This is a genomic window from Variovorax jilinensis, from assembly GCF_030316885.1.
Taxonomy (GTDB): Bacteria; Pseudomonadota; Gammaproteobacteria; order Burkholderiales; family Burkholderiaceae_C; genus Variovorax; species Variovorax jilinensis.
Genome location: NZ_JASZYQ010000007.1, coordinates 169,026 through 191,046, shown reverse-complemented (window position 1 = coordinate 191,046; position 22,021 = coordinate 169,026). Strand labels below are relative to the sequence as shown.

Here is a 22,021-nt window from a genome sequence, read left to right as displayed (position 1 = left end):
GGTGGTCAATCGCTCGCAGGCCTGGTACGCGCGCGGGTCGAGAGCGTGAGTTTGTGGCTGGAAGACTGACCGCTTTCGGTGGTGGACCGGACGTTCGTCGCACCGAACCCACGGACTGGAGAGGGCCCTGACTACCACTCCGGCTACATGAAAAGCGGCCGCTTGATCTGGCTTCGAAACCGGGTTGGCGATGCAGGTGAGGCGATGTCCGCAATGCCTTGGGACCGGCCGTAGATTCTGAGATGTTCGCGGCACCTGAACGACCGCACTCTGGATCACAGAGGGAGTTGGTCCGGCGGCGGAGAGGACGGCAATCGCTGCAAAGCAGATCTAGTTTTCAACTGGTGTTAGACAAAGGGGGAGGGCGTAGGCCTACCGCCGTTTTGGCGGATTCGGTGTCGAGCCAGAACGCGCCACAGCAGCTGCTGGTTGAAAACAATCTCGCGAGTTTTGCCACGCGAGCGCCGAGAGCATCGCCTCACATCGGAACTTGACCTCGCTTCTTTTGCGGCGCTCAGCGAATGGTGGTCCTCCCGGCGAACCGAGTTTGACTTCACTGGCGTTGGCCCGGCACCTCTCGCACGCTCTGACCTTCGTACGTAGGGATGTATTGCCGCGGTATGGGGCCTTTGATGCGCCCACCTTGCTGGGTCTGCTCCCACGCATGCGCAAGCACGCCAACCGACCTTGAAAGGCAGAACAGGCCCCGGGCCAGAGGCGCCGGGAAACCAAGCTCGGCATAGATGACTGCTGTAGCTCCATCGATGTTCATCGGTATGGGTTTGCCCTTGCGCGCACTCAGCTTCGCCTCGACGGCTCTGCCGATGTGCGCGAATCGACCACCGACCTCGCCACGAGCGGCTGCCTCGTCGACAAGGTCCAACAGCGGCGCGCTTCGCGGGTCTATCGGGTGGAAGCGATGGCCGAACCCGGAGATCACTTTGCCGTGTGTCTCAACAAAGGCCTGAAGCCCTGCGTCGACGGCGTCGTTCTCGGACGAGCCGGTGTCGATTCGCGCAGCGATGTCTTCATAGAGTTCGACGGCCTGCTCGCCAGCGCCGCCATGGACATCGCCGAGCACGTTCACTGCGGACGCCATGGCGCTGTTCAACCCCACGCCACAGGTCGCAGCCATGCGCGCGATTGCGATGCTCGGTGCCTGAGGGCCGTGATCCACCGCGGACATCAGCGCGGCCTCCAGCAGTTGGCCCTGGGTGCGGGTGGGCAACTCGCCTCGGGTCATCAACCAGATCATCTGGGCCAGGCTGACCTTTTGCCTGATCAGGTCTTCAATGGGGTAGCCGCGGTAGCGGATGACCCCGGGCGACATGTCGATGATGCTCGTGCGCCACCAGTCCTCCGTGGCCTTCCGAGCGTCCGACGACGAGGTATCGGTCATATCGCTTGCTCCGTTTTCAGTGCTTCGATTTCCAAAGCCGAGTAGCCAAGGCTTGCCAGGATCTCGTCGGAGTGCTGGCCCAGCGTCGGTGGAGGCGAATCGACTCGGGGCGCCTCCCCGTTGACCTTGAAGCCGGTGCGAAGGAGGCGGATGTCGCGGCCTACGCCCGGCGCGTCCCGGAACGTGCCCACCATGCCGCGTTCCGCAACCTGGGGGTGCTCCAGCGCCTGCGGCACGCTGTAGACCGGACCTGCCGGCACGCCGGCCTGATTGAAGAGCGTCCACCACTCGTGAGTGGATCGAGTGGCCATGGCCTCCTCGAGGACGGCCTTCAACTCGAAACGATGCTGCAGCCGGCTCTGGCGTTCGCTGAATCGACCATCGTGAATGAGTTCCGGCCGGCCGACCACGTGGCAGACGGCCTCGAACTGCTCCTGCTTGTTCGCTGCGATGTTCAGCAGGCCATCGCCTGTTCGAAACGTTCCTGACGGACTCGCCGTCACGTTCTCATTGCCCATCGGCTTGGGCTCGCGCCCGGCGACCAGGTGATTCGAGACCGCCCAACCCATCGTGGACATCACGGCCTCCAGCATCGAGACGTCGATGAAGGTGCCTCCTTCGCGGCTTCTGTCAGCCAGCGCCGCTGCCACGGCAAATGCAGCGGTGATGCCTCCAATCGTGTCTGCCATGGGATAGCCGACGCGATACGGTGCATTCTCCGGGGCACCCGTGATGCTCATGACACCGGACATGCCCTGGATGATCTGGTCGTACGCCGGAAGGTCCCGAAGCGGCCCCTCTTGCCCGAAGCCCGAGATGGCGCAGTAGATGAGCTTCGGGTTTTCCTTCAGCAGCTCTTCGTAGCCCAGCCCGAGGCGCTTCATCACCCCCGGCCTGAAGTTCTCGACCAGCACGTCGGCGGTGCGCACGAGCTTGCGAAACACATCCTTACCCGACGGATGCTTGAAGTCGATGGTGATGGAACGCTTGCCCGGGTTCTGCGCCAGGAACGAGACGCCCATGAAGCGCTTGTTCAGTTCGGCGTCGGCGCCCAGCTGGCGTGCCAGGTCTCCCCCGTTGCGGGTCTCGACCTTGACGACGTCGGCGCCCATGTGGGCGAGCTGGTGGCAGGCGAAGGGGCCGGCGAGCACGTTGGTAAGGTCCAGCACGCGGATGCCTCGAAGGGCGTTGGTCATGTCGGCTCCTTCAGTCGGCCTTGATGCCGGCCTGCTTGATGACAGTTGTCCAGCGCTGGATTTCGCTGGTCACCAGTTGCGTGGCCTGTGTCGGCGTGTTGGCGACGACGGTCATCCCCATCTCGGCGAACTTCTTCCGGGCCTCGGGTTGCGCGAGTGCGGCGTTGAACGCTTGGTTCAGCTTGTCGACGGTCGCCTGGGGCGTGCCTGCAGGCGCACCGATGCCGATCCAGTAGTCGATGTCCATCTTGGGAATGCCGGCTTCCTTGGCGCTCGGCACATCGGGCAGCATGGCGTTGCGCTCGGCGCCCGTCACCATCAGGGCGCGCAGCTTGCCGCTCTTGATGTGCGGCAGCGCGGTGGGGACGGACGTGATCAGCGCCTGCACCTGGTTGCCCATCAAGTCCGTCAATACGGCGCCGGCACCCTTGTAGGGAACGTGCACGATGTCCACACCCGTGGTGCTCTTGAACAGTTCGCCTGCCAGGTGCGTGTTCGTGCCGTTGCCGCCCGAGCCATAGTTGAGCTTGCCGGGCTGGGACTTGGCCAAAGCAATGAACTCTTGAACGTTCTTCGCCGGCACCGCGGGGTTCACGACCAGCACGTGGGGAACCTTGACCGCCGTCGTGATTTGCGTGAAGGCCTTTTGCGGGTCGAACGGGAGCGTGGGAATCAGGCCGGCAGCGATGGCGTACGACAGCTCGACGGTCAGCAGGGTGGTGCCGTCTGGTGCCGAGCGTGCGGCTGCACCCCAGCCGACGACACCACCGCCACCGGTGCGGTTGTCCACCACGATCGGAGCACCGACGCCGGGCGCAGCGAACTGGGCCAGAGCACGCGTCGCCAGGTCGGCGCTTCCGCCGGCCGCGTACGGAACGATGATGGTGATGGGCTTCTGGGCAAGTGCCGGTGCGCTGAACAGGGCGGCGGCGCCGGCAAGAACCAAGATGCGGGGGACTGAGCTGAACTTCATGAGGGTCTCCTGAGTGGGTGAAGAGAAATTCAGTCGAGCTTTGCGCCCGACTCTTTGACCGCGGCGCCCCAGCGGGTGCTTTCCGTTTTCATGAACGCACCCAGTTCCGCAGGCGTGCCGCCACGCGCCACGCTGCCCTCGTCTTTCAGGCGGGCGACGATCTCGGGTCGCGCGAGCGCGGTGTTCATGACCCGGTTCATCTTGGCGATGGCCTCGGACGGTGTGCCTGCCGGCGCGACCAGCGCCTTCCAGTCTTCCGCGACGAAGCCGGGGTAGCCGGACTCGGCAACGGTCGGGACGTTCGGCAGCACGTCGATGCGCTTGAGCGACGTGACAGCGACGGCGCGCAGCTTGCCGGCCTGAACCATCGAGATGATGCTGGGCGGTGTCGCGAAGTAGATGTCGGTCTGTCCGCCAAGCAAGTCGTTCGTCGCAGGGCCGGCGCCCTTGTACGGCACGTGCATGACCTTGATGCCCGCGCGTCTGGCGAACATCTCGCCGCCGACATGGCCGACGGTGCCGGTGCCCGCGGAGGCCATCGACAACTGCTTGGCCTGACCCTGCGACTTGAGATCTGCAACGGACTTGATCGGCGAATCTGCGCGCACCACCAGAACGAGCGGTTGCGAGGCCAGGAGCACAACCGGCTCGAAGTCCTTCAGCGCATCGAAGGGCATCTTGGTGTAGAGCGTCGGGTTGATGGCCAGATTGGCCGTCTGCCCGGTGCCGAACGTGTAGCCATCCTTCTTAGCCTTGGCGACGGCGTCCATGCCGATGTTGCCGCCGGCCCCAGGCTTGTTGTCGACGATGAAGATCCACTTGTCTTTCAAGGTCACCTCGTTTGCGACCAGGCGCGTCAGCACGTCTGTGCCTCCGGCGGGAGGGAACGGCACGACGACCTTGATGGGCTGTGACGGGTAGACGGCCTGGGCGCTGCTTGCCGTGCCGAAAAGTGCGAGTGCAGCGAACATGGCAAGACGGCAGGCGTGTTGGTGGGCTTTTAAGTGGGTCTCCTTAGGGATGTGGATAGCGGTAAAGGGCCGGGGCGTCAGGCAAGTCGATAGACGCGACTTGCCGTCCCCTCGAACAGCGCTCGCCGCTCATCGGCACCCGCGCTGGAGGTCAGTCGTTTGAAGGCGTTCCAGCACGTGGCATAGCTGTAGGAACCCTTGTCGACGGGGAAATTGCTTTCGAACATGCAGCGGTGTGCACCGAACAGCTCGATGCAGGGCTCCATCCACGGTCGCCATGCGTCGACCAGTTGGTGGGAGGTGGGCGGCATCGCACCCTTGTCGAACGCGAAGCCGTTGATGCGCATGCCAAGGCCGCCGAGCTTCACGTACACGTTCGGCAGTTCCGAGAGCTGGCGCATGCCGCGCAGCCACGTCTCGAACACCTGCGAGGGGACACCGTCGTAGGCTCCGATTCGAACGATGCCGCCGCAGTGGTCGATGACCACAGGTGTTTCGGGGACGGCCTTGGCGAGATCGAACAGCTCGGGCAGTTGGTGAAAGAACAGCCAGGCGTCGTAGGAAAGGCCGAGCGCGGCCAACTGCGCGACGCCCTGGCGGTAGCCCTTGTCCATGAGCAGGCCTCTGGGCGCGGCGGAGAGCGGGTTGACGAGGGACGCATCCGCGTCCCAGGTGCTCAGGTGGCGCACGCCCTTGAAGCGGCCCTGGCCCGCATGGACATGTGCCTCGAGGACTTCGCGCACTTCGGCGCCCAGGCGAAGGTCGGCGTGACCGACGATGGCCTTAGCCACTTCGGGGACGCCAGCGGCGTGCTGTCGTGCAACCTCGGCAACGAACTCGGTTTCCCCAACCGGCTTGAGAGCGGCAGGCCCATTCGCTCGATAGCGGGTCTGAGCCTGCACGTAGACCGATGCAACGACGTGGTGGCCCGTGCGCGCGTCGTCCAGGAAGTCCTCAGCCAGGTAGGTCCAGGCGGGCCGCTCGTAGAAATGATGATGAGCGTCGACGATGCGCAGACCTGGGTCGAGGACTTCTTCCTCGTTCAATCCGAGCCAATCGGCGCGAACGGCGAGGTAGTTGGTACTGCTCATTTTGGTCTCCCGGGTGCAGTCAAGGTTCTATCTGATAGAATGGCGGTCTGTGGAATAGAACTATAAAGGGCTACCCAGCCAGCCGAATCAAGGTAAACCCTTGGATTGGAGTTGCGTGAACGGCAGGTGAGGGCCGTGTCACACTGCGGCCCGCGGCTCCGAATGAACCGCGTCCACGATTGCCTTGTGAATCCGATGACCGAACCAAAGTCCGCCGCCCAGAACGCCGACAACGCCGAATCCAGCGGCGTCGCGGTGTTGGACAGGGCCTTTTCGCTGCTCGCCGCCTTCGGCGCGACAGACGCCGCGCTGACGCTTACCGAGCTGTCGAAACGGACGGGCCTGTACAAGAGCACGGTGCTGCGCCTGCTCGCAGCGCTGGAACACGGTGGCTTTATTCGCAAGCTCGCTGATGGGCAATACGCCATCGGTCCGCAGCCGCTACGCCTGGCTTCGATCTATCAGCGCTCGTTCCGGGTGGGGCATGTCATTGAGCCCATCCTGAAGCAGTTGAGCATCGCGACCGGCGAGACCGCGTCGTTCTACGTCAGGCACGAAGACAAGCGGATCGCGCTGTTCCGAGTCGAGCCCTCCAGAGCGGTTCGTGCGTCGGTGCAGATAGGGCAGGAATACGCGGTCGCGCAAGGTGCATCGGGCAAGGTCCTGCTTGCCTTCGCGCTTCCTGCAGCACCCGAATACCGGGCCGTTCGCGAGCAATTCTGGGCAGTGTCGTATGGAGAGCGAGACCCCGAGACCGCATCGGCTGCGGCACCGGTGTTCGGCGTCACCGGAGAACTCCAAGGGGCGTTGGCTGTTTCGGGGCCGCGGGCGCGGCTCGCCCTTCCCGAAGCCATGTACGAGGCATGTCGGCATGTGCTGGAGGCCGCTGCCGAGGCTACGACGGCCCTCGGCGGAACCGCGACTCACCATGCTCAGAGCCTTGAACGATTGACTGCTGAAAGCTTCGACGCACATCAGGCAGTCTTGGTCGGCTGACGAGCGCCCCGCCGTCAGAAAAGGCAGCACCTGGACGATCTGTCAGAAACGGTCCCCGCGCGGCGCATCCTACGACTAGGCGGCGATGGGGTCGCGAGTGCGCGATAACGCCCGCTTATCGACTCTAATTCCAAAGGCAAACCCAGGTGGCGATATTGGCTACGCTGTGCTTCCGCGGTCCCCGCCACTTCGCATTGATGCGGGTGCTGGCCCATGCCGTCGACGAGCGTACGAGCTAGAGCGCCTACACCTGCCGGTCGCGGGGAGGCATACACGGCCAGGATGAGCCTGCAGCAACAGCAGCACCGCAGACGAGCCCATCACGGCTCGTTCGGACTACGTCGGCAGCCTATCTTTGCGACCACCTGAGCACATCTGGACTCCCTTGCTACCCGGCCGCCAGCGCTCACCCAATTCTCAGCCAGGAAACGCGGCTGCTCCGAAGAGCGGAGATGCGCAACATGCCCTGATCCGATCGGACGCGTTGCGACGAAGTCGCTTGATCGACATCGTTCAGATCGCGTGGTGCGAGCGTACGGAGTTCACCGCATGAAGAGCCCACCATTCAGGTCGAGCGTCGCTCCCACGAAGAATCCGCCTTGGTCGGAGGCAAGCAGCGCCACAGCGGCCGCCATTTCGGAGGCTTCGGCAAAGCGGCCGATGGGAACGAGCTTCTCGATGCGAGCCACTTGCTCTTCCGACAGGCGGCCCTTGGCGGTGGCGATCGGGCCAGGGGAGATGGCGTTGACCGTGACGCCGGTGCCCGCGAGCTGCTGTGCGAAGTACTTCGACAGCATGATGGCGCCAGCCTTGGCGCCCGCATAGTGGGCCGATGCAACCGTTCCGCCGTTCTGGCCCGCCAGGGAGGTCACGTTCACGATCCGTCCGTAGCCATTCGCACGCATGTGCTCGGAGAACACCTGGCAACTCAGGAACACGCTTCGCATGTTGATGGCGACGATGTCGTCGAATTCTTCGGGCGTGATGTCATGCACCGGCGTTCGTTTCGCATACCCCGCGTTGTTCACCACGATGTCGGTTTGTCCCCAGGCCTTGGTGATCCGGTCGCGCGCGTCCTCGAAGGCCTCCTTGCGGCGCACGTCCAGTGCGAGCGGGATCGCCGTGACGCCCGAATCGTCGAGCGCGTGTGCCACACGCCGTGCCGCCTCGGCATCGACGTCGCTCACGGCCACCCTGGCGTGGGAGGCATGGAACAGGCGCGCGATTTCCTCGCCGACGCCTCTGCCTGCCCCGGTCACGAGTACGGTTCGACCACCGAAGTCGAAGCTCACGGTGGATTGGGTCTTGCTGGTTTGCATGCTGGCCTCAGAGCTTTATGTTGTTGCGTGTGATGACAGGCTTCCACTGCGAGATCTCGCGCTGGATGATCGACGCCAGCTCGTCGGGCGAACTGCTCCGGGGTTCTGCCATCTTGTCCTCGATCAGCTTGCGCACCTCGGACCGTGCGACGGCGGCCACGATGACCTCGTTGAGGCGTCGCACGATCGGGTCGGGCGTGCCTTTGGGCGCCAGGACGCCGAACCAGGCGCTGCTCTCGAAACCCGGAACCACCTCGCTGATCGCTGGGACATCGGCCATCCAGGGCAGTCGCTGCGGCGTGGCGACCGCGAGATACCGGGCCTTCCCGGAAGCCACCAGCGCAGTTCCGTCGAGGGGATTGAACCAGCCCGCTTCCAGTTCACCGCCGAGGATCGCCGCGCTCAGCGCAGAGCCTCCGCCATAGGGGATGTGCTGCATGCGCAGCCCCGCAGCCTCGTTGAAGTACTCGCCGGTGAGATGGGCCATGGACCCGATCCCGACCGAACCGTAGTTCACGTTGCTGCCCGGCTTCTTGGCGTAGACGAGGAACTCCTTCAGGTCGCGCACCGGCAGCTTGTTGGAGACAATGAGCGCAAGCGGCACTACGGCTACCAGCGAAACGGGCCTGAAGTCGGCTTGCACATCGTAGGGCAGCTTGCGCAGCAGCGAAGTGACTGCGCTGGGGCCGGAGTTCCCGAACACGAGCGTGTAGCCGTCCGGTGCTGCGCGCGATACGGCCTCGGTGCCGATCGATCCGCCGGCTCCAACCTTGTTGTCGACGACGACCGGTTGCCCGAGCATGTCGGACATCGGCTGCTGGATCGCGCGGGCCAGCTGGTCGGTACTGCCTCCGGCCGTGAACGGGACGATCAGCTTGATCGGGCGTGAAGGCCACGCCTCGGCTGCTTGGGCTCCGGCCAATGTCGAGCCCACGGCAGTCGCGGACATGATGCGCAGCATGCTGCGACGGGATAGATTTCGCATTTGTCTCTTTCTCGGCGGCGGATCGCCAGCCTATAGATCCAGGGTGAGGGAGGCGGTGCGAGCGCCGGAACAGCAGGCCATGACCGCGTTGTTGGCGTCCTTTTCTGCCTGAGTCAGGAACTGGTCACGGTGGTCGGGTACACCATCGAGGACCGGCACGCGGCAACTGCCGCAAACGCCTTCGAAGCATGCGAAGCCGACGTCGACGCCGGCACCCAGCAGTGCATCCAGCATCGTGTCACCGGCCGCGACTTCGATGACCTTTCCGCTGCGCTGCAGCTGCAGTCGATAGCCGCCTTCGCATGCGACCTTCGCATCCGATGCGAAATACTCGAAATGCATCCGATCGCCCAGTGGCCCGCCGTGCTCCCGAAACGCAGAGAGCATGCCTGTCGGACCGCAGCAGTACACGTGCGCCCTGGGAGGTGCCGACCGGATCAGCCCTTGAAGGTCGAGTCGTGGCGTCGACGGCTCGTCGTCGATGGTCACCTGCACGTTCTCGAGCCCTTCCAGCCGCTCGAGGAAGGCCGCACGATTGCGACTGCGCACCGCATAGCGCAGCTCCCAGGAGCGCCCGAGGCTCTTCAGGCGTTCCATCATCGACAGCATTGGCGTGATGCCGATGCCGCCCGCGATAAGGATCGAATGACTCGCATCCTCGTCGAGCGAAAAGAGATTGCGCGGCTCCGACACTTCGATGACCTGACCGGGCCGCCAGTGCTCGTGGATGTGCTGCGATCCTCCTCTGCTCTCCGGATCGAGCTGGACACCGATCTCGTACACGTCCTGCTCGGCGGGATCGTTCAACAGCGAGTAACTGCGCTTCAGGCCGGGCTGGAGGCTGACTTCGATGTGCGAACCTGCGGTGAATGCCGGCAAATTCTCGCCACGCAGGGGTTCGAGCCGGAAGCCCAGGATGTGATCGGCCTCCCAGCGTGCAGAACGGATTCTCAGCTGCATGACATCGTCCTCACGCAGCCGCTTTCCAGCGGACGGCCTTCTCCAACTGCTCTTGGTAGGCCTTGTCGAGCGGGACCGTCGGGTCATGCAGGAACGAGCCGGCCCGCGCGCCCATGAAGACGTCCGGCTGATTGGATCCTGGCGGAAGGATGCCCTTGTCGCGCCAAGCGCGCGCCGCCATGAGGACGATGCGGCGGGTGCGCGCGATCATCTGATCGGTGGGGGCCAGGTGTTCGTGGTCGTGGTCGGTGATCGGCCCCATGCTTTCGGTGACGGCCTGGTCCTGGATCGTGATGTTGGCAATCCCGGTGTATTGGGTACCGTTGCGCTGCGAATCTCGATCGATGCCCCAGTCGTTGTGCGCGCGGTCCTCGCATCGCCACCGACCGTACCAGTCGCTGGTATTGGGCTCGTAGACGAACTTCTCGTACAGAGGCTCGCCGTTCTTGCGCGTGGAAATGTAGGCCGGATTGCCTTCGTCGACACCGCCGGAAATGTCGAACAGCATGCTGTGCTCGTCGTCGATCGGAACCCAGGCGCGGGCGATGGCTCGTGTGGCGAAGCGGGCGTTCGGGGTCTGCGTCCAGAAGGGGAACATGAAGTGGGCGACCCGCCATGACATGTTTCCATCTTCGTTGGGACGATAGCCGCCGTACATCGCGCCCCAATCGGTACTCCGAACCTCGTACTCCGGCGTGCGATTCACCACGGTCGGGCGCATGGGATGGTCTTCGGGAAGATCGTCGGGCGACAGCATGCCGACGTGAAGGAAGCCGACATGGGAAGTGTCGATGTCGCCCTCGAGCGCCTGGAGCCAGTTGCATTCGCGCTGCAGGCACCAGATGTCGGCATCGGGGATCAGGTTGGCTTCCATGTTGGGCAGGGGAGGAGGGGAGGCCTGCTCCTTGCCCATGTACACCCAGATGAGGCCGTTTCGTTCCGCGGTCCGATAGGCCTTGGCGTGAACCTTGTCCTTGAAGTCCTGGCGGGCCGGCACATTGGGCATGTCGACGCAGTGACCATCGACATCGAACTTCCAGCCGTGGTAGACGCATCGAATGCCGCTCTCTTCGTTCCGTCCGAGGAACAGCGACGCGCAGCGGTGCGGGCAGCGATGGTCGAGAATGCCGACGCGTCCCTGGGAGTCCCTGAAGGCGATCAATTTCTCTCCCAGCAGCATCAGGCGCAGGGGCTCCCTGTCGGCCTCGACCTCGGAAGACTTGGCGGCAGGCATCCAGTACTGCCGCATGAATTCACCCATGACCGTGCCCGGTCCCACTCGTGTCAGATCGACACTGTCTTCGTGTTTCATATCGTCTCCATGAACGTTGCGGCCGCGGCCGCGTGATGAGAAGCAAGATCGCTACTGACCTTGCAAGAATCTGGCTGGCTGAACCTGTGCGCGCGACGCTTCGGAGGAAGCGGGCGGCACCGAGGCCGCCCGATGACCGTCTCGCCGCGAAGGCCGGAGGCCTCGGCTAGGCAGCCTCGGCGGCTTCTTCCTTCTTCATGCCGTCGAGCAGCATGCGGGCCCGGTTCACTGCGCCGTCGCTGGCAATGCCGACGAAGCGCATGTCGGGCATGTCGTTGATGCGACGCTGTTGCGCCTCCAAGGCGCGTTCGTCCTCGCAGATGGTTTCGTAGAACTGGTCGAACAGGTTTTCGGGCACGCCGGATTCGCGTGGTGCATTGGTGCAGATGGTCCAGATGTAGTGGGTCGTGGTGTCGGTCTCCGGCGTGACGCCATGGACGTTCAGAAGGACAAAGCCGTTGTCGCGTCGCCCTTCGTAGGCACCGGTTCCCACGTCGCACGCTCCGGCGTTGACCCGCAGCACGTTGCCGTTGGCCGGCTGATACTCGACCATCTGCCAGCGGTCGACGTTGCCCTTGAATCCGCCGGCGGCGATGTAGGTCTTGGGCGGCACCGAGTCGGGCATCTTTCGCAGCAGCGTCACCTTGCTTCCATCGAACTCGACGGACACGTTGGCGCTGAAGTGCGTCTGCGGATTGCCGCCGATGGTGTTGGCGTGGATGTATGCGACGTGCGTGAGGTCGAGGATGTTGTCGACCAGCAATTGCCAGTTCGACTTCACGTGCATGTAGTAGGGGCGCCAACTCCAGGTCGGATCGCCGTGCTCGGCGTTGCTTATGATCAGGCTGGTGTCCGCCTTTTCGGGCTCGCCCATCCAGATCCATATGAACTCGTCGCGCTCGCAGACGGGATAGGCGCGTACGGCCGCGGCGGCAGGGATGCGTTCCTGCCCTGGAATGCGGGCGCAGCCTCCGGTGGTGTTGAATTCCAGGCCGTGATAGGGACAGCGGATGATCTCGCCGTCCACATGACCCTCACTGAGAGGCATCGCGCGGTGGCTGCAACGGTCTGTCAGGGCACTCAGCACGCCCGCCGCGGTCCGGAACAGGACGACGGGTTCGTTGAGAAAGCGTCGGGCGAGACATTTGCCGGGTTGCACGTCCGCCGAGAAGCCGGCCACGTACCACATGTTGCGAAGGAACATCTTGTCTCCAATCCTTGTTATTCAGGCCCGCGCCGTGTGTAGTGGGGGGGTCGGCGTCGGTGCGTTTGGATGTTAGGCATGCAACGCCTGGGACGTGATTCAAATGAGCCACCTACCATTCAATAACCGGAAGTCTCGACTCGATTGATCTATAGTGGCCGATGCCCAGCCAGTCCGCAAACATGGATCAGCCAAAGAGCTCACGGTCCGTCGGTCGCGATGCGATGACGACGGCCTTCCACCTGAACCTGCGTCATCTGCGCGGGTTGATCGCCGTGCACGAGCACGGCAGCATCAGTGCCGCCGCGATCGCCCTGAGCATCAGCCAGCCGGCGCTGACCCAGGGCATCCTGAAGCTCGAGGGCCAGCTCGGCGAGGTGTTGTTCGAGCGCCGCTCGGACGGGATCGATCCGACGCCGGCGGGCCGCTTGGTGCTTGAAAGGGCAACCGCGAGCATGCAGCACCTGACGGCGGGCAGCAGGCTCATCGCCGGGACCACCTTCGAGCCCGATCGGCGTTTGACGATGACCCAGCTGCGCGCTTTCCTCGGCCTCTTCAAGGCGGGAAGCTTCACGGCGACCGCGACGGATCTCGGCCTGTCGCAGGCCGCGGTGCATCGGGCCGTGCGTGAATTGGAAGAAGCGCTCGGCAAGAGGCTCGTGGAGCGAAGGGGTCGCGGAGTGCACATGTCCTTCGGCGGCCGGCGCTTCGCGCGCAGCTGCTGGCTGGCGGTAAAGGAGTTGCAGGCGGCGCTGTCGGAGCTCGGACTGGATCCGCACAGTCCGACCATATCGATCGGCACGACGCCACTGGCGAGGGCGTTCCTCGTTCCCGAGGCCATGTCGATGATGGTTGCGGAGCGCTTTCCCGCGAGCTTTCGCGTGCTCGAGGGCAACTGGGGTGAACTTGTGGAGTCGCTGCGCGATGGCGTGATCGATCTCATCGTGGGCGAGCTGCCCGTCGAGGGCATTTCGGATCTCAGGTCGATGCCACTCTACACGGAGGCGCCGATCATCGTGGCAGGGCATCAGCATGCGCTGGTGGGCCGGGACAATCCCGGCAACGCGACATTGGGGGAATACCCCTGGATCATCGCTCCCGAGACATCGCCATTGCGCGCGGAATGGGAGCGCCTGTTCCCGATCGACCGGCCACAGGTGCCGGTGGAATGCGGCTCGATCATGATCATCGGCCGCCTGTTGACCAGCAGCGACATGTTGACGCTCGCGATGCCGGATCAGGTCGCACTCCAGATCCGAAGCGGTCTGCTCGCGCGCATCGGCGAGCCCCTGGCCGGAAGCATGCCGACCATCGGCACAACCATGCGGCAGAGCTGGCGTCCGACCAGCGGCCAGAGTCGCTTTCTCGAGCTGCTGCGCGAGGCCTCTGCCGGGCTCGGCGCTACGGCAAGCCGCAAGCCCCTGATCGAAGCGCCCTGGATCTGACGCGACCCTCCGGTCGCTGAGGGCGTGGGTTGCGGCATCGGACTTCCGGTTTTTGAATAGCCATTCGACCTTTTGAATTCAATGGTTGATCCAATCAACGTACATTGCCTCCCAGACATTCATGAGAAGCGGTCCTGAAGAGAGACCGCTCTGGAGACAAACACGATGAGATCGATCCGACGCCGTTGCCCCTCGCCGCCCCTGCAGCCGCTGGCTCTGCGGCGTAGTCGACCCAGTCGGCGCAGCCATCGCGAATTCCGTCTCTTCTGACCCGCCTGGCCATTCGTGCCCGAGCGGCTTTTCCTCCTTCAGCCATAAATCCATGCAGCCAAGCAGCACGCGGCCGTTTCCGGCCTTTCTTGAGGGAGGCCCGAAGCTCCTGTACATCGATGGCAAGCACGTCCCTGCACTGTCGGGCAAGACGTTTCAGACCATCAATCCAGCCACCGGCAAGGTGCTGGCCGAGGTCTCGCAGGGCGCAGCCGAAGACATCGACGTCGCCGTGAAAGCTGCGCGGCGCGCTTTCGAAGGCCCCTGGAGCAAGTGGCGTCCCGCCGACCGCCAGCAGGTGATGTCGCGGCTCGCGGACCTGGTCGATCGTCACCACGACGAACTGGCCATGCTCGATACGCTCGATCTGGGGGCGCCGATCTCGCGCACGATCCTCGGGCGCAAGCGCGCGGGCGCATTGCTGCGCTACTACGGCGGCCTGGCTACCTCCACGCACGGCGAGACGATCAACAGCTCTTTCATGCCTCACGATTCTCTGACCTACACGCTCAAGGAGCCGGTGGGCGTGGTGGGTGCGATCAACCCCTGGAACGGTCCGATCGGCATGGCGATCTGGAAGCTGTGCCCGGTGCTGGCTTCGGGGTGCACCGTGGTTCTCAAGCCAGCAGAGCAGACGCCGCTCTCGGCCCTGCGGCTGGCCGAGCTGTGCATCGAGGCAGGCATCCCCGATGGCGTCGTGAACGTCGTGGTGGGGCTGGGCGATGCCGGTGCGGCCCTCGCGGAGCACCCTGGCGTCGACAAGATCGCCTTCACGGGATCGACGGAAGTGGGCCGCAAGATCGTGCGTGCTTCCGCCGGCAACCTGAAGCGACTGTCGATGGAGCTCGGCGGCAAGTCGGCCAACATCGTGTTTGCCGACGCGAACATGGACATTGCCGTTGCCGGCGCCGCCATGGCGGTCTACATGAACTCCGGCCAGATCTGCAGCGCGGGCACGCGCATGTTCGTGCAACGGCCCATCTACGACGAATTCGTGGAGCGGGTCGCCGCTTTTGCGAAGGGCATTCGCGTCGGCGATCCCCTGGATGAGAGCACGCAGATGGGTCCCCTCGTGTCCTCGGAGCAGCTCGATCGCGTGTGCGGCTATCTGCAGGTCGGCAAGGAGCAGGGCGCACGTGCGCTGGCAGGTGGCGCCCGGCTCACGGAGGGGGCGCTGGCCGACGGCTACTTCGTGCCTCCGACCCTGTTCGTCGACGTTGCCGACGACATGCGCATCGCAAGGGAGGAGATCTTCGGCCCCGTTGCCGCCGCACTTGCATTCGACGACATCGATGAAGTGATCGCACGCGGCAACGACAGCGAGTACGGCCTGGGCGGTGGGGTCTGGACCCGTGATCTCAACAACGCGCACCTCGTCGCGAAGGGCCTGCGGACCGGGACGGTGTGGGTCAACTGCTATCAGGTGCTCGATCCGGCCGTTCCTTTCGGTGGCTACAAGATGAGCGGATTCGGCCGCGAGTCGGGCAACGAACACATTCAAGAGTACTTCGAGACCAAGGCAGTCATGGTCAAGCTGGATCAGTAGGCGAGCAGGCAAACACAAACCCACCAACTTTCGACGGAGACAAGATGAACCCAATCAAGAAATCCTTGACCTGCGCCCGCGCAGCGTTCGCCACCACGCTCGCCTTCGGCGCGATCTCGGCGACAGCCGCCGAGGATCTGAAGATCGGTACCGTGCTGTCCTTTTCCCAGGTCATGGGTGTCTACGGAAACGCGATCCTCGACGGGATGAACCTGGCTATCGAGGAGGCCGGTGGCTCGGTCGCGGGCCGCAAGATCGTGCTCGTCAAGGAGGACGACAAGAACGATCCCAAGGTCGCGCTGCAACTGGTGCGCCGCTATGTGAAGGACGAGAAGGTCGATTTCCTCGTGGGGCCGGTGGCCTCGCACGTTGCCGCAGCCATTCGCGACGAGGTGCATCGCTCCAAGACCTTCCTGTTGATCGCCAACGCCGGCAACGACGAGCTCACACGAGAACTCTGCAGCCCCTACGTGATCCGCACTTCGTTCTCGAACTGGCAATGGAACTACCCGATGGGCGAATACGCATCGAGCAAGCTCGGCAAGCGCGCAGCCATCGTGGCTTCGAACTATGTCGCTGGCAAGCAGATGGGCGGTGCCTTCGCAGACGGCTTCAAGAAGGGCGGCGGCACGATCGTCGACGAGCAGTGGCCCGCCATGGGAACCGCGGACTTCGCAAGCGTCATGACCAAGCTGCGCGGGCTGGGTGACGGCGTGGACGTCGTGTGGAACTTCATCCCCGGAAGCGGAACGGTCAATTTCATCAACCAGTACGCCCAGGCGAAGCTGAAGCCGCAGCAGGTCGGTCCGCAGAGCAACGCCGACGAGTTCTTCTTCGATGCCCTGAAGGACAACGCGATCGGCGTCATCGGCTCCGGCCAGTATGTCCAGAGCATGGACACCCCGCGCAACCAGGCCTTCGTTGCTGCCTACAAGAAGAAGTACAACCGGCCACCGGCCGCGGTGGACGTGGCGGGCTACGACTCGATGCGCCTGATCATCGATGCGGTCCGTCGCCTCAAGGGCAACGTCTCGGACAAGGCCGCAGTGCGGCAGGCCATGATCGACGCGGAGATCGACAGCCCGCGCGGCTACTTCAAGATCGATGCCAAGGACGGCAACGTGATCCAGAACATCTACATCACGAAGGTCATCAAGCGTCCCAACGGCAGCTTCGGCCATGAGGTGCTGCAGACCATGGACAAGGTCAGGGATCCAGACACCTCCTGCAAGCTGGCCTGGGACTGAGCGGTAGGCACGGATGACTACCGGAAGTCTCATTGAATACCTGGTCAATGGATTGCAGGCGGGACTTCTCCTGTTTGTCATTTCGGCCGGCCTGACACTCAGCTTCGGCCTGATGCGCGTCGTCAACCTGGCCCACGGATCCTTCTACATGCTCGGCGCCTTCGCGGGCCTGACCGCGGCGAAGCTCTCGGGCTCGTTCATTCTCGGGGCGATCGTTGCCGCCGTCGCCGCTGCCGTGGCGGGATGGCTGATCGAGCGCGCCCTGTTCCGCAGGCTCTATCCGCGCGGCCCGTTCGCGCAGATGCTGGTCTCGTTCGGGCTCATTTTCGTCTTCGACGAACTTGTCCGGATCGTCTGGGGCGGCGAGATTCGCAGCCTGCCTCGACCGGACCTGCTCAGCGATTCCTACGAGTGGCTCGGGGCCAGCATCGAGGGCTACCGACTCTTCCTCATCGCGTTCGGCGTGGTCGTCTGTGCAGGCCTCTTCGCCGGCCTCGTGCGCACGCCGATCGGCACCGCGGTTCGGGCTGCCGTGGACGATCGCGAGGCCTCGGAATTGCTGGGCATGAAGGTGACGGCGCTGTTTAGTCTGGTGTTCCTGATCGGTGCCGGGCTGGCGGGGGTCGCCGGCTATGTGGCGATTCCGATCGTCAACGCGTTTCCGGGCATGGGTGACGACGTGCTGGTGTCCTGCCTCGTGGTCGTCGTGATCGGTGGCCTCGGATCGGTCCTTGGGTCATTGCTGGCCAGCATCCTGATCGGCTACGCCTTGACCGTTGGGCAGGTGCTGGTTGCAGGCTATGCGCCCGCGGTGATGTACGGGGTTCTTACGCTCGTGCTGTTGTTGCGGCCGCATGGCCTGCTAGGAAAAGCGGAGGGCGCATGAGCACGATTGCAAAGAGCGAGCTCATCCGCCTTCTGACCCTGGCCTTCACTGCTGCAGCGCTGCTGTCGGTACCCTATTTCTCGGTGGGATCGGGCACCGAGTTCACCGCCGACATCCTGATCTTCGCGATCATGGCGGTCGGGCTGTACGTCCAGATCGGACTTCTGGGGCTGGTCAATTTCGGCTTCAGTGCGTTCTTCGGCCTCGGTGGCTACGTGGCGGCACTGGTGCTGATGCGTTTCACGCCCTCGTTGTTGACGTCGCTGGTTCTCACCGTGTTGGCTACGGCGACCGTGGCCGCGGTGTTCGGGTGGATTGCCCTGAAGACGCGCGAGATCGCCTTCACGATGATCACCCTGACATTCGCACAGCTTCTCTACGTGCTGGCCACTGCGAACGATGGCTGGACCGGCGGGGTCAACGGCCTGAGCGGAGTTCCGAGACCGAAGCTTCCGAAGGGCGTCGCGGAATCGCTTGGGCTTGGCCTTGGCAGCGATGCCGGCTTCTACTACCTCGTGCTCGCGTTGTTCGTCCTGGTGCTGTGGTTCGTTCACACCTTGTCGCGCTCCCGAATGGGGGCGGTGTTTGCAGGCATTCGGGAGAACGAGGAGCGGATGGTCGTCCTGGGCTATGCAACGCAGCGATACAAGCTCGCCGGTTTCGTCATTTCCGGTGCCATCGGTGGCATTGCCGGCTACCTGAACGCCACGCTGTTCGGATTCATCGGCCCGGGTTCGCTGTTCTGGACCGTGTCGGGCGAGGCCATCCTCATGGTGATCCTGGGTGGAACCAGTTCGCTCCTGGGTCCGGTTGTGGGTGCGGCCCTGTACGTGGGCCTGTCCCACTATGCGGTCTCGTACACCGACCACTGGCGGCTCTTCGTGGGGCTGGCTTTCATCGGGCTCGTGATGTTCGCACCCGCAGGCATCGTCCCCATTGTCCGGGATCGACTGCGGCGACTCGTGGGCCCGCGGGCCAATGCGGCGAGGCGGGTGGTCGGCAAGGAGCAGTCACCATGAACTACGCGATCGAGTTGAATGGCGTGGTCAAGCGATTCGGCGACTTTGGCGCAGTCAATGGCGTGGACCTCGTGATTCCCGTCGGACAGCGATGTGCGCTGCTGGGCCCCAATGGCGCGGGCAAGACTACGCTATTGAATCTGATCAGCGGCAGGTTGTCGCTGTCCGGAGGAAAGATCGTGATTGCCGGCCATGACGTGAGTCGCTCCAGCGCTAGGCAGCGCGCCCAACTGGGGGTTGGGCGCAGCTTCCAGAAGACCAACATCTTTCCGCAGCTCAGTCTGCTCGAGAACGTGCGACTCGGGGTGCAGAACCGCGCGGGCTGGAGCAACTGGAATCCGTTGAAGGCTGCGGCATCGAATCGAGCCTGCAACGAGAGTGCAGAGCGCTGGCTTCGCAGGGTCAACATCCGACGCCCGAAGGACGCACAGGCCAGCGAGCTGTCCTATGGAGAACAGCGGCAGCTCGAGCTGGCGATCACGCTGGCGACGCAGCCGCAGATCGTGCTGCTCGACGAGCCGACCGCGGGGATGAGTCATGCTGAAACCGCCGTGATCCTCGATCTGATGGCTGAACTGCTCGAAGGGCTGACGGTGGTCATCGTGGAACATGACCTGAGCGTGGTCGATCGCATCGCCCATCGGGTCGTGGTGCTCGAACGCGGCAGCATCATCTGCGACGGAACGCCAGCCGAGGTGAAGGCCGATACGCGTGTGCAAAGCGCCTACCTGAAGGGAGCACACCGTGCTTGAAGTGCGAGATCTCAGCGCCGGGTACGCCCAGTTCAGCGTGCTGGACAACCTCAGCTTCACCGTTGCCGACGGTGAGTTCCTCGGCATCCTGGGGCGCAATGGCGTGGGCAAGACGACGCTGCTGAAGGCGCTCTGTGGGCCCGTGAGGCCGTTTGCCGGCAAGGTCGTTTTCGGCGGCGTCGATGTGGCGCATTGGAACACTTCCGCCATCGCGCGAGCGGGCCTGGCCCTGGTGTTGGACCGCAAGGGAATCTTTCGCAGCCTTTCGGTGATCGAGAACCTGCGGCTGGCCGCGAGGCTGCACAAGGACAAGGTCCAGCGCTGGTCGGTGGACGACGTGCTGGACATGTTCCCGCGCTTGGCCGAGCGTTCGAAGGCGCCGGGCGGCGGTCTGTCCGGCGGCGAGCAGCAGATGCTGGCCATCGCGCGTGCGTTGGTCTGCCAGCCGCGCATGCTGCTGCTCGACGAACCCACAGAGGGATTGGCGCCGAAGATCGTGGACGAGGTCGTCGATCTGTTGCAGCGCTTGCGAAAGAGCGGGCTGACGGCAATCGTGGTGGACCAACGGCTCGAGACGATCTTCGACACCTGCGATGACGCAATCGTGATGAGCCGGGGCGAGCCGACCTTGCGCAGCAGTTGCCGGGAACTCAAGGAGCGGCCTGAGCTACTCGAACAGTATTTAGGGGTTTGACCTGACGGGTTGGCCCGTCTGGCACGGCGGGAAGTGATTGAGAGAACGGTATGAAAAGATGGATTGGAAAGACCGAATGACTGGCTTCGACTACATCATCGTGGGCGCCGGCTCGGCCGGCTGCGTCATCGCGAATCGCCTCTCGGCCGATCCGTCCGTTCGAGTCGCCTTGATCGAAGCGGGGCCTTCGGATCTGGGCTTTCCGACCAATCTCAAGGCGACGCTTCCAATCGGGAACATCTTTCTGCTGCCTCACGCCAGATACAACTGGCAGTACGAATTTACCGGGGGAGCAGGGGTCGGTGGTCGAGCGATTCCCTGCCCGCGCGGCAAGATGCTGGGTGGCTGCAGTTCGGTGAACGGATCGGTCTACATCCGGGGACACCGCAGTGACTACGATGGCTGGCTGGCCGAAGGCAATCCGGGCTGGGGCTTCGAGGACGTGCTGCCGTACTTCAAGCGCCACGAGCGCCGGCTGTTCGGCGACCAGGCCCTGCATGGCAGCGAGGGCGAACTGGATGTGCAGCAGCCCCGGGCGGTGAATCCGCTCACCAAGGCCTTCGTGGCTGCCGCAGTGGCAGGCGGACACCATGCGACCGATGATTTCAACGGCCAGGAACAGGACGGCTTCGGCGTCTGGGATGTCAACCAGCGAACCGGGACACGGCTGTCGAGTTCTCGTGCGTTTCTGCATCCCGTGATGTCGCGCCCCAACCTGACGGTCCTCACAGATTGCTTCGTGGAGCGCGTCGACGTTTCCAGAGCCGAAGCCACCGGCGTGACGGTGATCAAGGGTGGCCAGCGTGAATCCTTGACTGCCTCGCAGGAAGTCATTCTCGCAGGGGGCGCGATCAACTCTCCGCACCTCCTGATGGTCTCAGGCATCGGTGCAGCGCATGAGCTCGAGAAGAGCGGCGTCCGCGTGCTGCACGATCTGCCAGGTGTGGGGCGCAACCTGCAGGACCATCCCTCCGTTCCGATCGCGATGATGGATCGCACTTCGCGCGCGTACGCCCTGTCTTGGCGTTCGCTGCCTCGTGCAGCCATGAGTCCGCTCGAGTACCTTGTCGGGCGTCGCGGCATGCTGGCGTCCAATGCGGCCGAAGGCGGGGGGTTCTTTCGCACACGCCCTGAACTCGACCGTCCGGATGTTCAGGTTACGCTGCTGGCAGGCTTGAAGGGCACCGCCCGCGCAATTCCGCGCGAGCACGGCATCATGCTGCTCGTCTCGCTGTTGCGGCCGACGAGCCGCGGCTGGCTGTCGTTGTCCTCGTCCAATCCCGTAGACAAGCCGGTGCTCCATCCAGCTTTCCTGGAAGCCAGGGAAGAGATCAAGACGTTGATCGCGGGCGTCAGGGAGACGCGCCGAATCCTGTCTCTCGCGCCGATCAGCGAGCATCTCGGCCTCGAGCGCACGCCGGGCAAGGACAACCAGTCGGACGAGGAACTCGAACGTGCCATCAGGGCCACGCTTTCGACGGTCTATCACCCGGTGGGTACCTGCAAGATGGGGCCGGCTTCCGATGCCGCGGCCGTGGTGGATGCCAAGCTGCGTGTGCACGGCGTCGGTCGGCTGCGCGTCGCGGATGCGTCCATCATGCCCAACATCATCGGCGGCAATACCAGCGCGCCGACCATGATGATCGGCGAACGCGTCGCCGCCTTCATCCTGAATCAGGCGCAGCAGGAACGTGGCCTTGCCGTGCCTCGGCCCGAAGTCGTCCTGGCTTAGAAGCACGCAGAACGCGTCGGAGGA

General features: G+C 63.9%; 19 protein-coding genes. 9 read left to right on the top strand and 10 right to left on the bottom strand.

Annotated features, from left to right (window positions below):
• Positions 1 to 553 precede the first annotated feature (553 nt).
• The 5 genes from QTH87_RS22385 to QTH87_RS22365 form a co-directional block, all read right to left on the bottom strand.
• The gene (locus tag QTH87_RS22385; protein WP_286612275.1) at positions 554 to 1,399 is read right to left on the bottom strand and encodes a citryl-CoA lyase; all 846 of its coding nucleotides are present in this window, start codon (positions 1,397 to 1,399) and stop codon (positions 554 to 556) included.
• The gene (locus tag QTH87_RS22380) at positions 1,396 to 2,595 is read right to left on the bottom strand and encodes a CaiB/BaiF CoA transferase family protein (RefSeq protein ID WP_286612274.1); all 1,200 of its coding nucleotides are present in this window, start codon (positions 2,593 to 2,595) and stop codon (positions 1,396 to 1,398) included. The genes QTH87_RS22385 and QTH87_RS22380 overlap by 4 nt, the downstream gene beginning before the upstream one ends.
• 10 nt (positions 2,596 to 2,605) lie before the next feature.
• Complete coding sequence (locus QTH87_RS22375; RefSeq protein ID WP_286612273.1) at positions 2,606 to 3,568, bottom strand: Bug family tripartite tricarboxylate transporter substrate binding protein; 963 nt, start codon at positions 3,566 to 3,568, stop codon at positions 2,606 to 2,608.
• A 29-nt stretch (positions 3,569 to 3,597) separates the two neighbouring features.
• On the bottom strand, positions 3,598 to 4,539 hold the full coding sequence (locus QTH87_RS22370) for a Bug family tripartite tricarboxylate transporter substrate binding protein (RefSeq protein ID WP_286612272.1): 942 nt from the start codon (positions 4,537 to 4,539) through the stop codon (positions 3,598 to 3,600).
• 77 nt (positions 4,540 to 4,616) lie between these two features.
• Positions 4,617 to 5,630, bottom strand: coding sequence for an amidohydrolase family protein (locus QTH87_RS22365; RefSeq protein WP_286612271.1), 1,014 nt, complete (start codon positions 5,628 to 5,630; stop codon positions 4,617 to 4,619).
• Positions 5,631 to 5,792: 162 nt separating this feature from the next.
• Here QTH87_RS22365 and QTH87_RS22360 point away from each other — a divergent pair, with 162 nt between their 5' ends.
• Positions 5,793 to 6,626 (top strand): IclR family transcriptional regulator, encoded by an 834-nt coding sequence (locus QTH87_RS22360; RefSeq protein ID WP_444812828.1) that lies wholly within the window; start codon positions 5,793 to 5,795, stop codon positions 6,624 to 6,626.
• A gap of 542 nt (positions 6,627 to 7,168) precedes the next feature.
• Here the strand turns inward: QTH87_RS22360 and QTH87_RS22355 are convergent.
• The 5 genes from QTH87_RS22355 to QTH87_RS22335 all read right to left on the bottom strand — a co-directional run bounded on the left by QTH87_RS22355 (position 7,169) and on the right by QTH87_RS22335 (position 12,406).
• A complete protein-coding gene (locus tag QTH87_RS22355; RefSeq protein WP_286612270.1) occupies positions 7,169 to 7,945 on the bottom strand; it encodes an SDR family NAD(P)-dependent oxidoreductase in 777 nt (258 codons plus the stop codon).
• Between the two features lie 7 nt (positions 7,946 to 7,952).
• A complete protein-coding gene (locus tag QTH87_RS22350) occupies positions 7,953 to 8,906 on the bottom strand; it encodes a Bug family tripartite tricarboxylate transporter substrate binding protein (protein WP_286612269.1) in 954 nt (317 codons plus the stop codon).
• A 54-nt stretch (positions 8,907 to 8,960) separates the two neighbouring features.
• Positions 8,961 to 9,890 carry a PDR/VanB family oxidoreductase gene (locus QTH87_RS22345; RefSeq protein ID WP_286612268.1) on the bottom strand — a complete coding sequence of 310 codons (930 nt, stop codon included), beginning with the start codon at positions 9,888 to 9,890 and terminating at the stop codon, positions 8,961 to 8,963.
• 10 nt (positions 9,891 to 9,900) lie between these two features.
• Complete coding sequence (locus QTH87_RS22340; protein WP_286612267.1) at positions 9,901 to 11,202, bottom strand: Rieske 2Fe-2S domain-containing protein; 1,302 nt, start codon at positions 11,200 to 11,202, stop codon at positions 9,901 to 9,903.
• A 166-nt stretch (positions 11,203 to 11,368) separates the two neighbouring features.
• Positions 11,369 to 12,406 (bottom strand): Rieske 2Fe-2S domain-containing protein, encoded by a 1,038-nt coding sequence (locus QTH87_RS22335; protein WP_286612266.1) that lies wholly within the window; start codon positions 12,404 to 12,406, stop codon positions 11,369 to 11,371.
• A gap of 182 nt (positions 12,407 to 12,588) precedes the next feature.
• Here QTH87_RS22335 and QTH87_RS22330 point away from each other — a divergent pair, with 182 nt between their 5' ends.
• From QTH87_RS22330 to QTH87_RS22295, 8 genes are all read left to right on the top strand, one after another.
• The gene (locus tag QTH87_RS22330) at positions 12,589 to 13,851 is read left to right on the top strand and encodes a LysR family transcriptional regulator (RefSeq protein ID WP_286612265.1); all 1,263 of its coding nucleotides are present in this window, start codon (positions 12,589 to 12,591) and stop codon (positions 13,849 to 13,851) included.
• A gap of 322 nt (positions 13,852 to 14,173) precedes the next feature.
• Positions 14,174 to 15,667, top strand: coding sequence for an aldehyde dehydrogenase family protein (locus QTH87_RS22325; RefSeq protein ID WP_286612264.1), 1,494 nt, complete (start codon positions 14,174 to 14,176; stop codon positions 15,665 to 15,667).
• Positions 15,668 to 15,711: 44 nt separating this feature from the next.
• A complete protein-coding gene (locus QTH87_RS22320) occupies positions 15,712 to 16,914 on the top strand; it encodes an ABC transporter substrate-binding protein (RefSeq protein WP_286612263.1) in 1,203 nt (400 codons plus the stop codon).
• Between the two features lie 13 nt (positions 16,915 to 16,927).
• A complete protein-coding gene (locus QTH87_RS22315) occupies positions 16,928 to 17,800 on the top strand; it encodes a branched-chain amino acid ABC transporter permease (protein ID WP_286612262.1) in 873 nt (290 codons plus the stop codon).
• Positions 17,797 to 18,819: a branched-chain amino acid ABC transporter permease gene (locus QTH87_RS22310; RefSeq protein ID WP_286612261.1), complete on the top strand. Its 1,023-nt coding sequence runs from the start codon at positions 17,797 to 17,799 to the stop codon at positions 18,817 to 18,819. Before QTH87_RS22315 ends, QTH87_RS22310 begins: the two co-directional genes overlap by 4 nt.
• Positions 18,816 to 19,571: an ABC transporter ATP-binding protein gene (locus tag QTH87_RS22305; RefSeq protein WP_286612260.1), complete on the top strand. Its 756-nt coding sequence runs from the start codon at positions 18,816 to 18,818 to the stop codon at positions 19,569 to 19,571. The genes QTH87_RS22310 and QTH87_RS22305 overlap by 4 nt, the downstream gene beginning before the upstream one ends.
• Entirely contained in the window at positions 19,564 to 20,265 is a 702-nt protein-coding gene (locus tag QTH87_RS22300) for an ABC transporter ATP-binding protein (protein WP_286612259.1), read from the top strand. The genes QTH87_RS22305 and QTH87_RS22300 overlap by 8 nt, the downstream gene beginning before the upstream one ends.
• A 76-nt stretch (positions 20,266 to 20,341) precedes the next feature.
• The gene (locus tag QTH87_RS22295) at positions 20,342 to 21,997 is read left to right on the top strand and encodes a GMC family oxidoreductase (protein ID WP_286612258.1); all 1,656 of its coding nucleotides are present in this window, start codon (positions 20,342 to 20,344) and stop codon (positions 21,995 to 21,997) included.
• The last annotated feature ends 24 nt before the right edge of the window (positions 21,998 to 22,021 follow it).

Bases quoted from the DNA above. Each gene is read 5' to 3' on its own strand.
- QTH87_RS22385 (WP_286612275.1), bottom strand. From the start codon at position 1,399: ATGACCGATACCTCGTCGTCGGACGCTCGGAAGGCCACGGAGGACTGG.
- QTH87_RS22380 (WP_286612274.1), bottom strand. From the start codon at position 2,595: ATGACCAACGCCCTTCGAGGCATCCGCGTGCTGGACCTTACCAACGTG.
- QTH87_RS22375 (WP_286612273.1), bottom strand. From the start codon at position 3,568: ATGAAGTTCAGCTCAGTCCCCCGCATCTTGGTTCTTGCCGGCGCCGCC.
- QTH87_RS22370 (WP_286612272.1), bottom strand. From the start codon at position 4,539: ATGTTCGCTGCACTCGCACTTTTCGGCACGGCAAGCAGCGCCCAGGCC.
- QTH87_RS22365 (WP_286612271.1), bottom strand. From the start codon at position 5,630: ATGAGCAGTACCAACTACCTCGCCGTTCGCGCCGATTGGCTCGGATTG.
- QTH87_RS22360 (WP_444812828.1), top strand. From the start codon at position 5,793: ATGAACCGCGTCCACGATTGCCTTGTGAATCCGATGACCGAACCAAAG.
- QTH87_RS22355 (WP_286612270.1), bottom strand. From the start codon at position 7,945: ATGCAAACCAGCAAGACCCAATCCACCGTGAGCTTCGACTTCGGTGGT.
- QTH87_RS22350 (WP_286612269.1), bottom strand. From the start codon at position 8,906: ATGCTGCGCATCATGTCCGCGACTGCCGTGGGCTCGACATTGGCCGGA.
- QTH87_RS22345 (WP_286612268.1), bottom strand. From the start codon at position 9,890: ATGCAGCTGAGAATCCGTTCTGCACGCTGGGAGGCCGATCACATCCTG.
- QTH87_RS22340 (WP_286612267.1), bottom strand. From the start codon at position 11,202: ATGAAACACGAAGACAGTGTCGATCTGACACGAGTGGGACCGGGCACG.
- QTH87_RS22335 (WP_286612266.1), bottom strand. From the start codon at position 12,406: ATGTTCCTTCGCAACATGTGGTACGTGGCCGGCTTCTCGGCGGACGTG.
- QTH87_RS22330 (WP_286612265.1), top strand. From the start codon at position 12,589: ATGGATCAGCCAAAGAGCTCACGGTCCGTCGGTCGCGATGCGATGACG.
- QTH87_RS22325 (WP_286612264.1), top strand. From the start codon at position 14,174: ATGCAGCCAAGCAGCACGCGGCCGTTTCCGGCCTTTCTTGAGGGAGGC.
- QTH87_RS22320 (WP_286612263.1), top strand. From the start codon at position 15,712: ATGAACCCAATCAAGAAATCCTTGACCTGCGCCCGCGCAGCGTTCGCC.
- QTH87_RS22315 (WP_286612262.1), top strand. From the start codon at position 16,928: ATGACTACCGGAAGTCTCATTGAATACCTGGTCAATGGATTGCAGGCG.
- QTH87_RS22310 (WP_286612261.1), top strand. From the start codon at position 17,797: ATGAGCACGATTGCAAAGAGCGAGCTCATCCGCCTTCTGACCCTGGCC.
- QTH87_RS22305 (WP_286612260.1), top strand. From the start codon at position 18,816: ATGAACTACGCGATCGAGTTGAATGGCGTGGTCAAGCGATTCGGCGAC.
- QTH87_RS22295 (WP_286612258.1), top strand. From the start codon at position 20,342: ATGACTGGCTTCGACTACATCATCGTGGGCGCCGGCTCGGCCGGCTGC.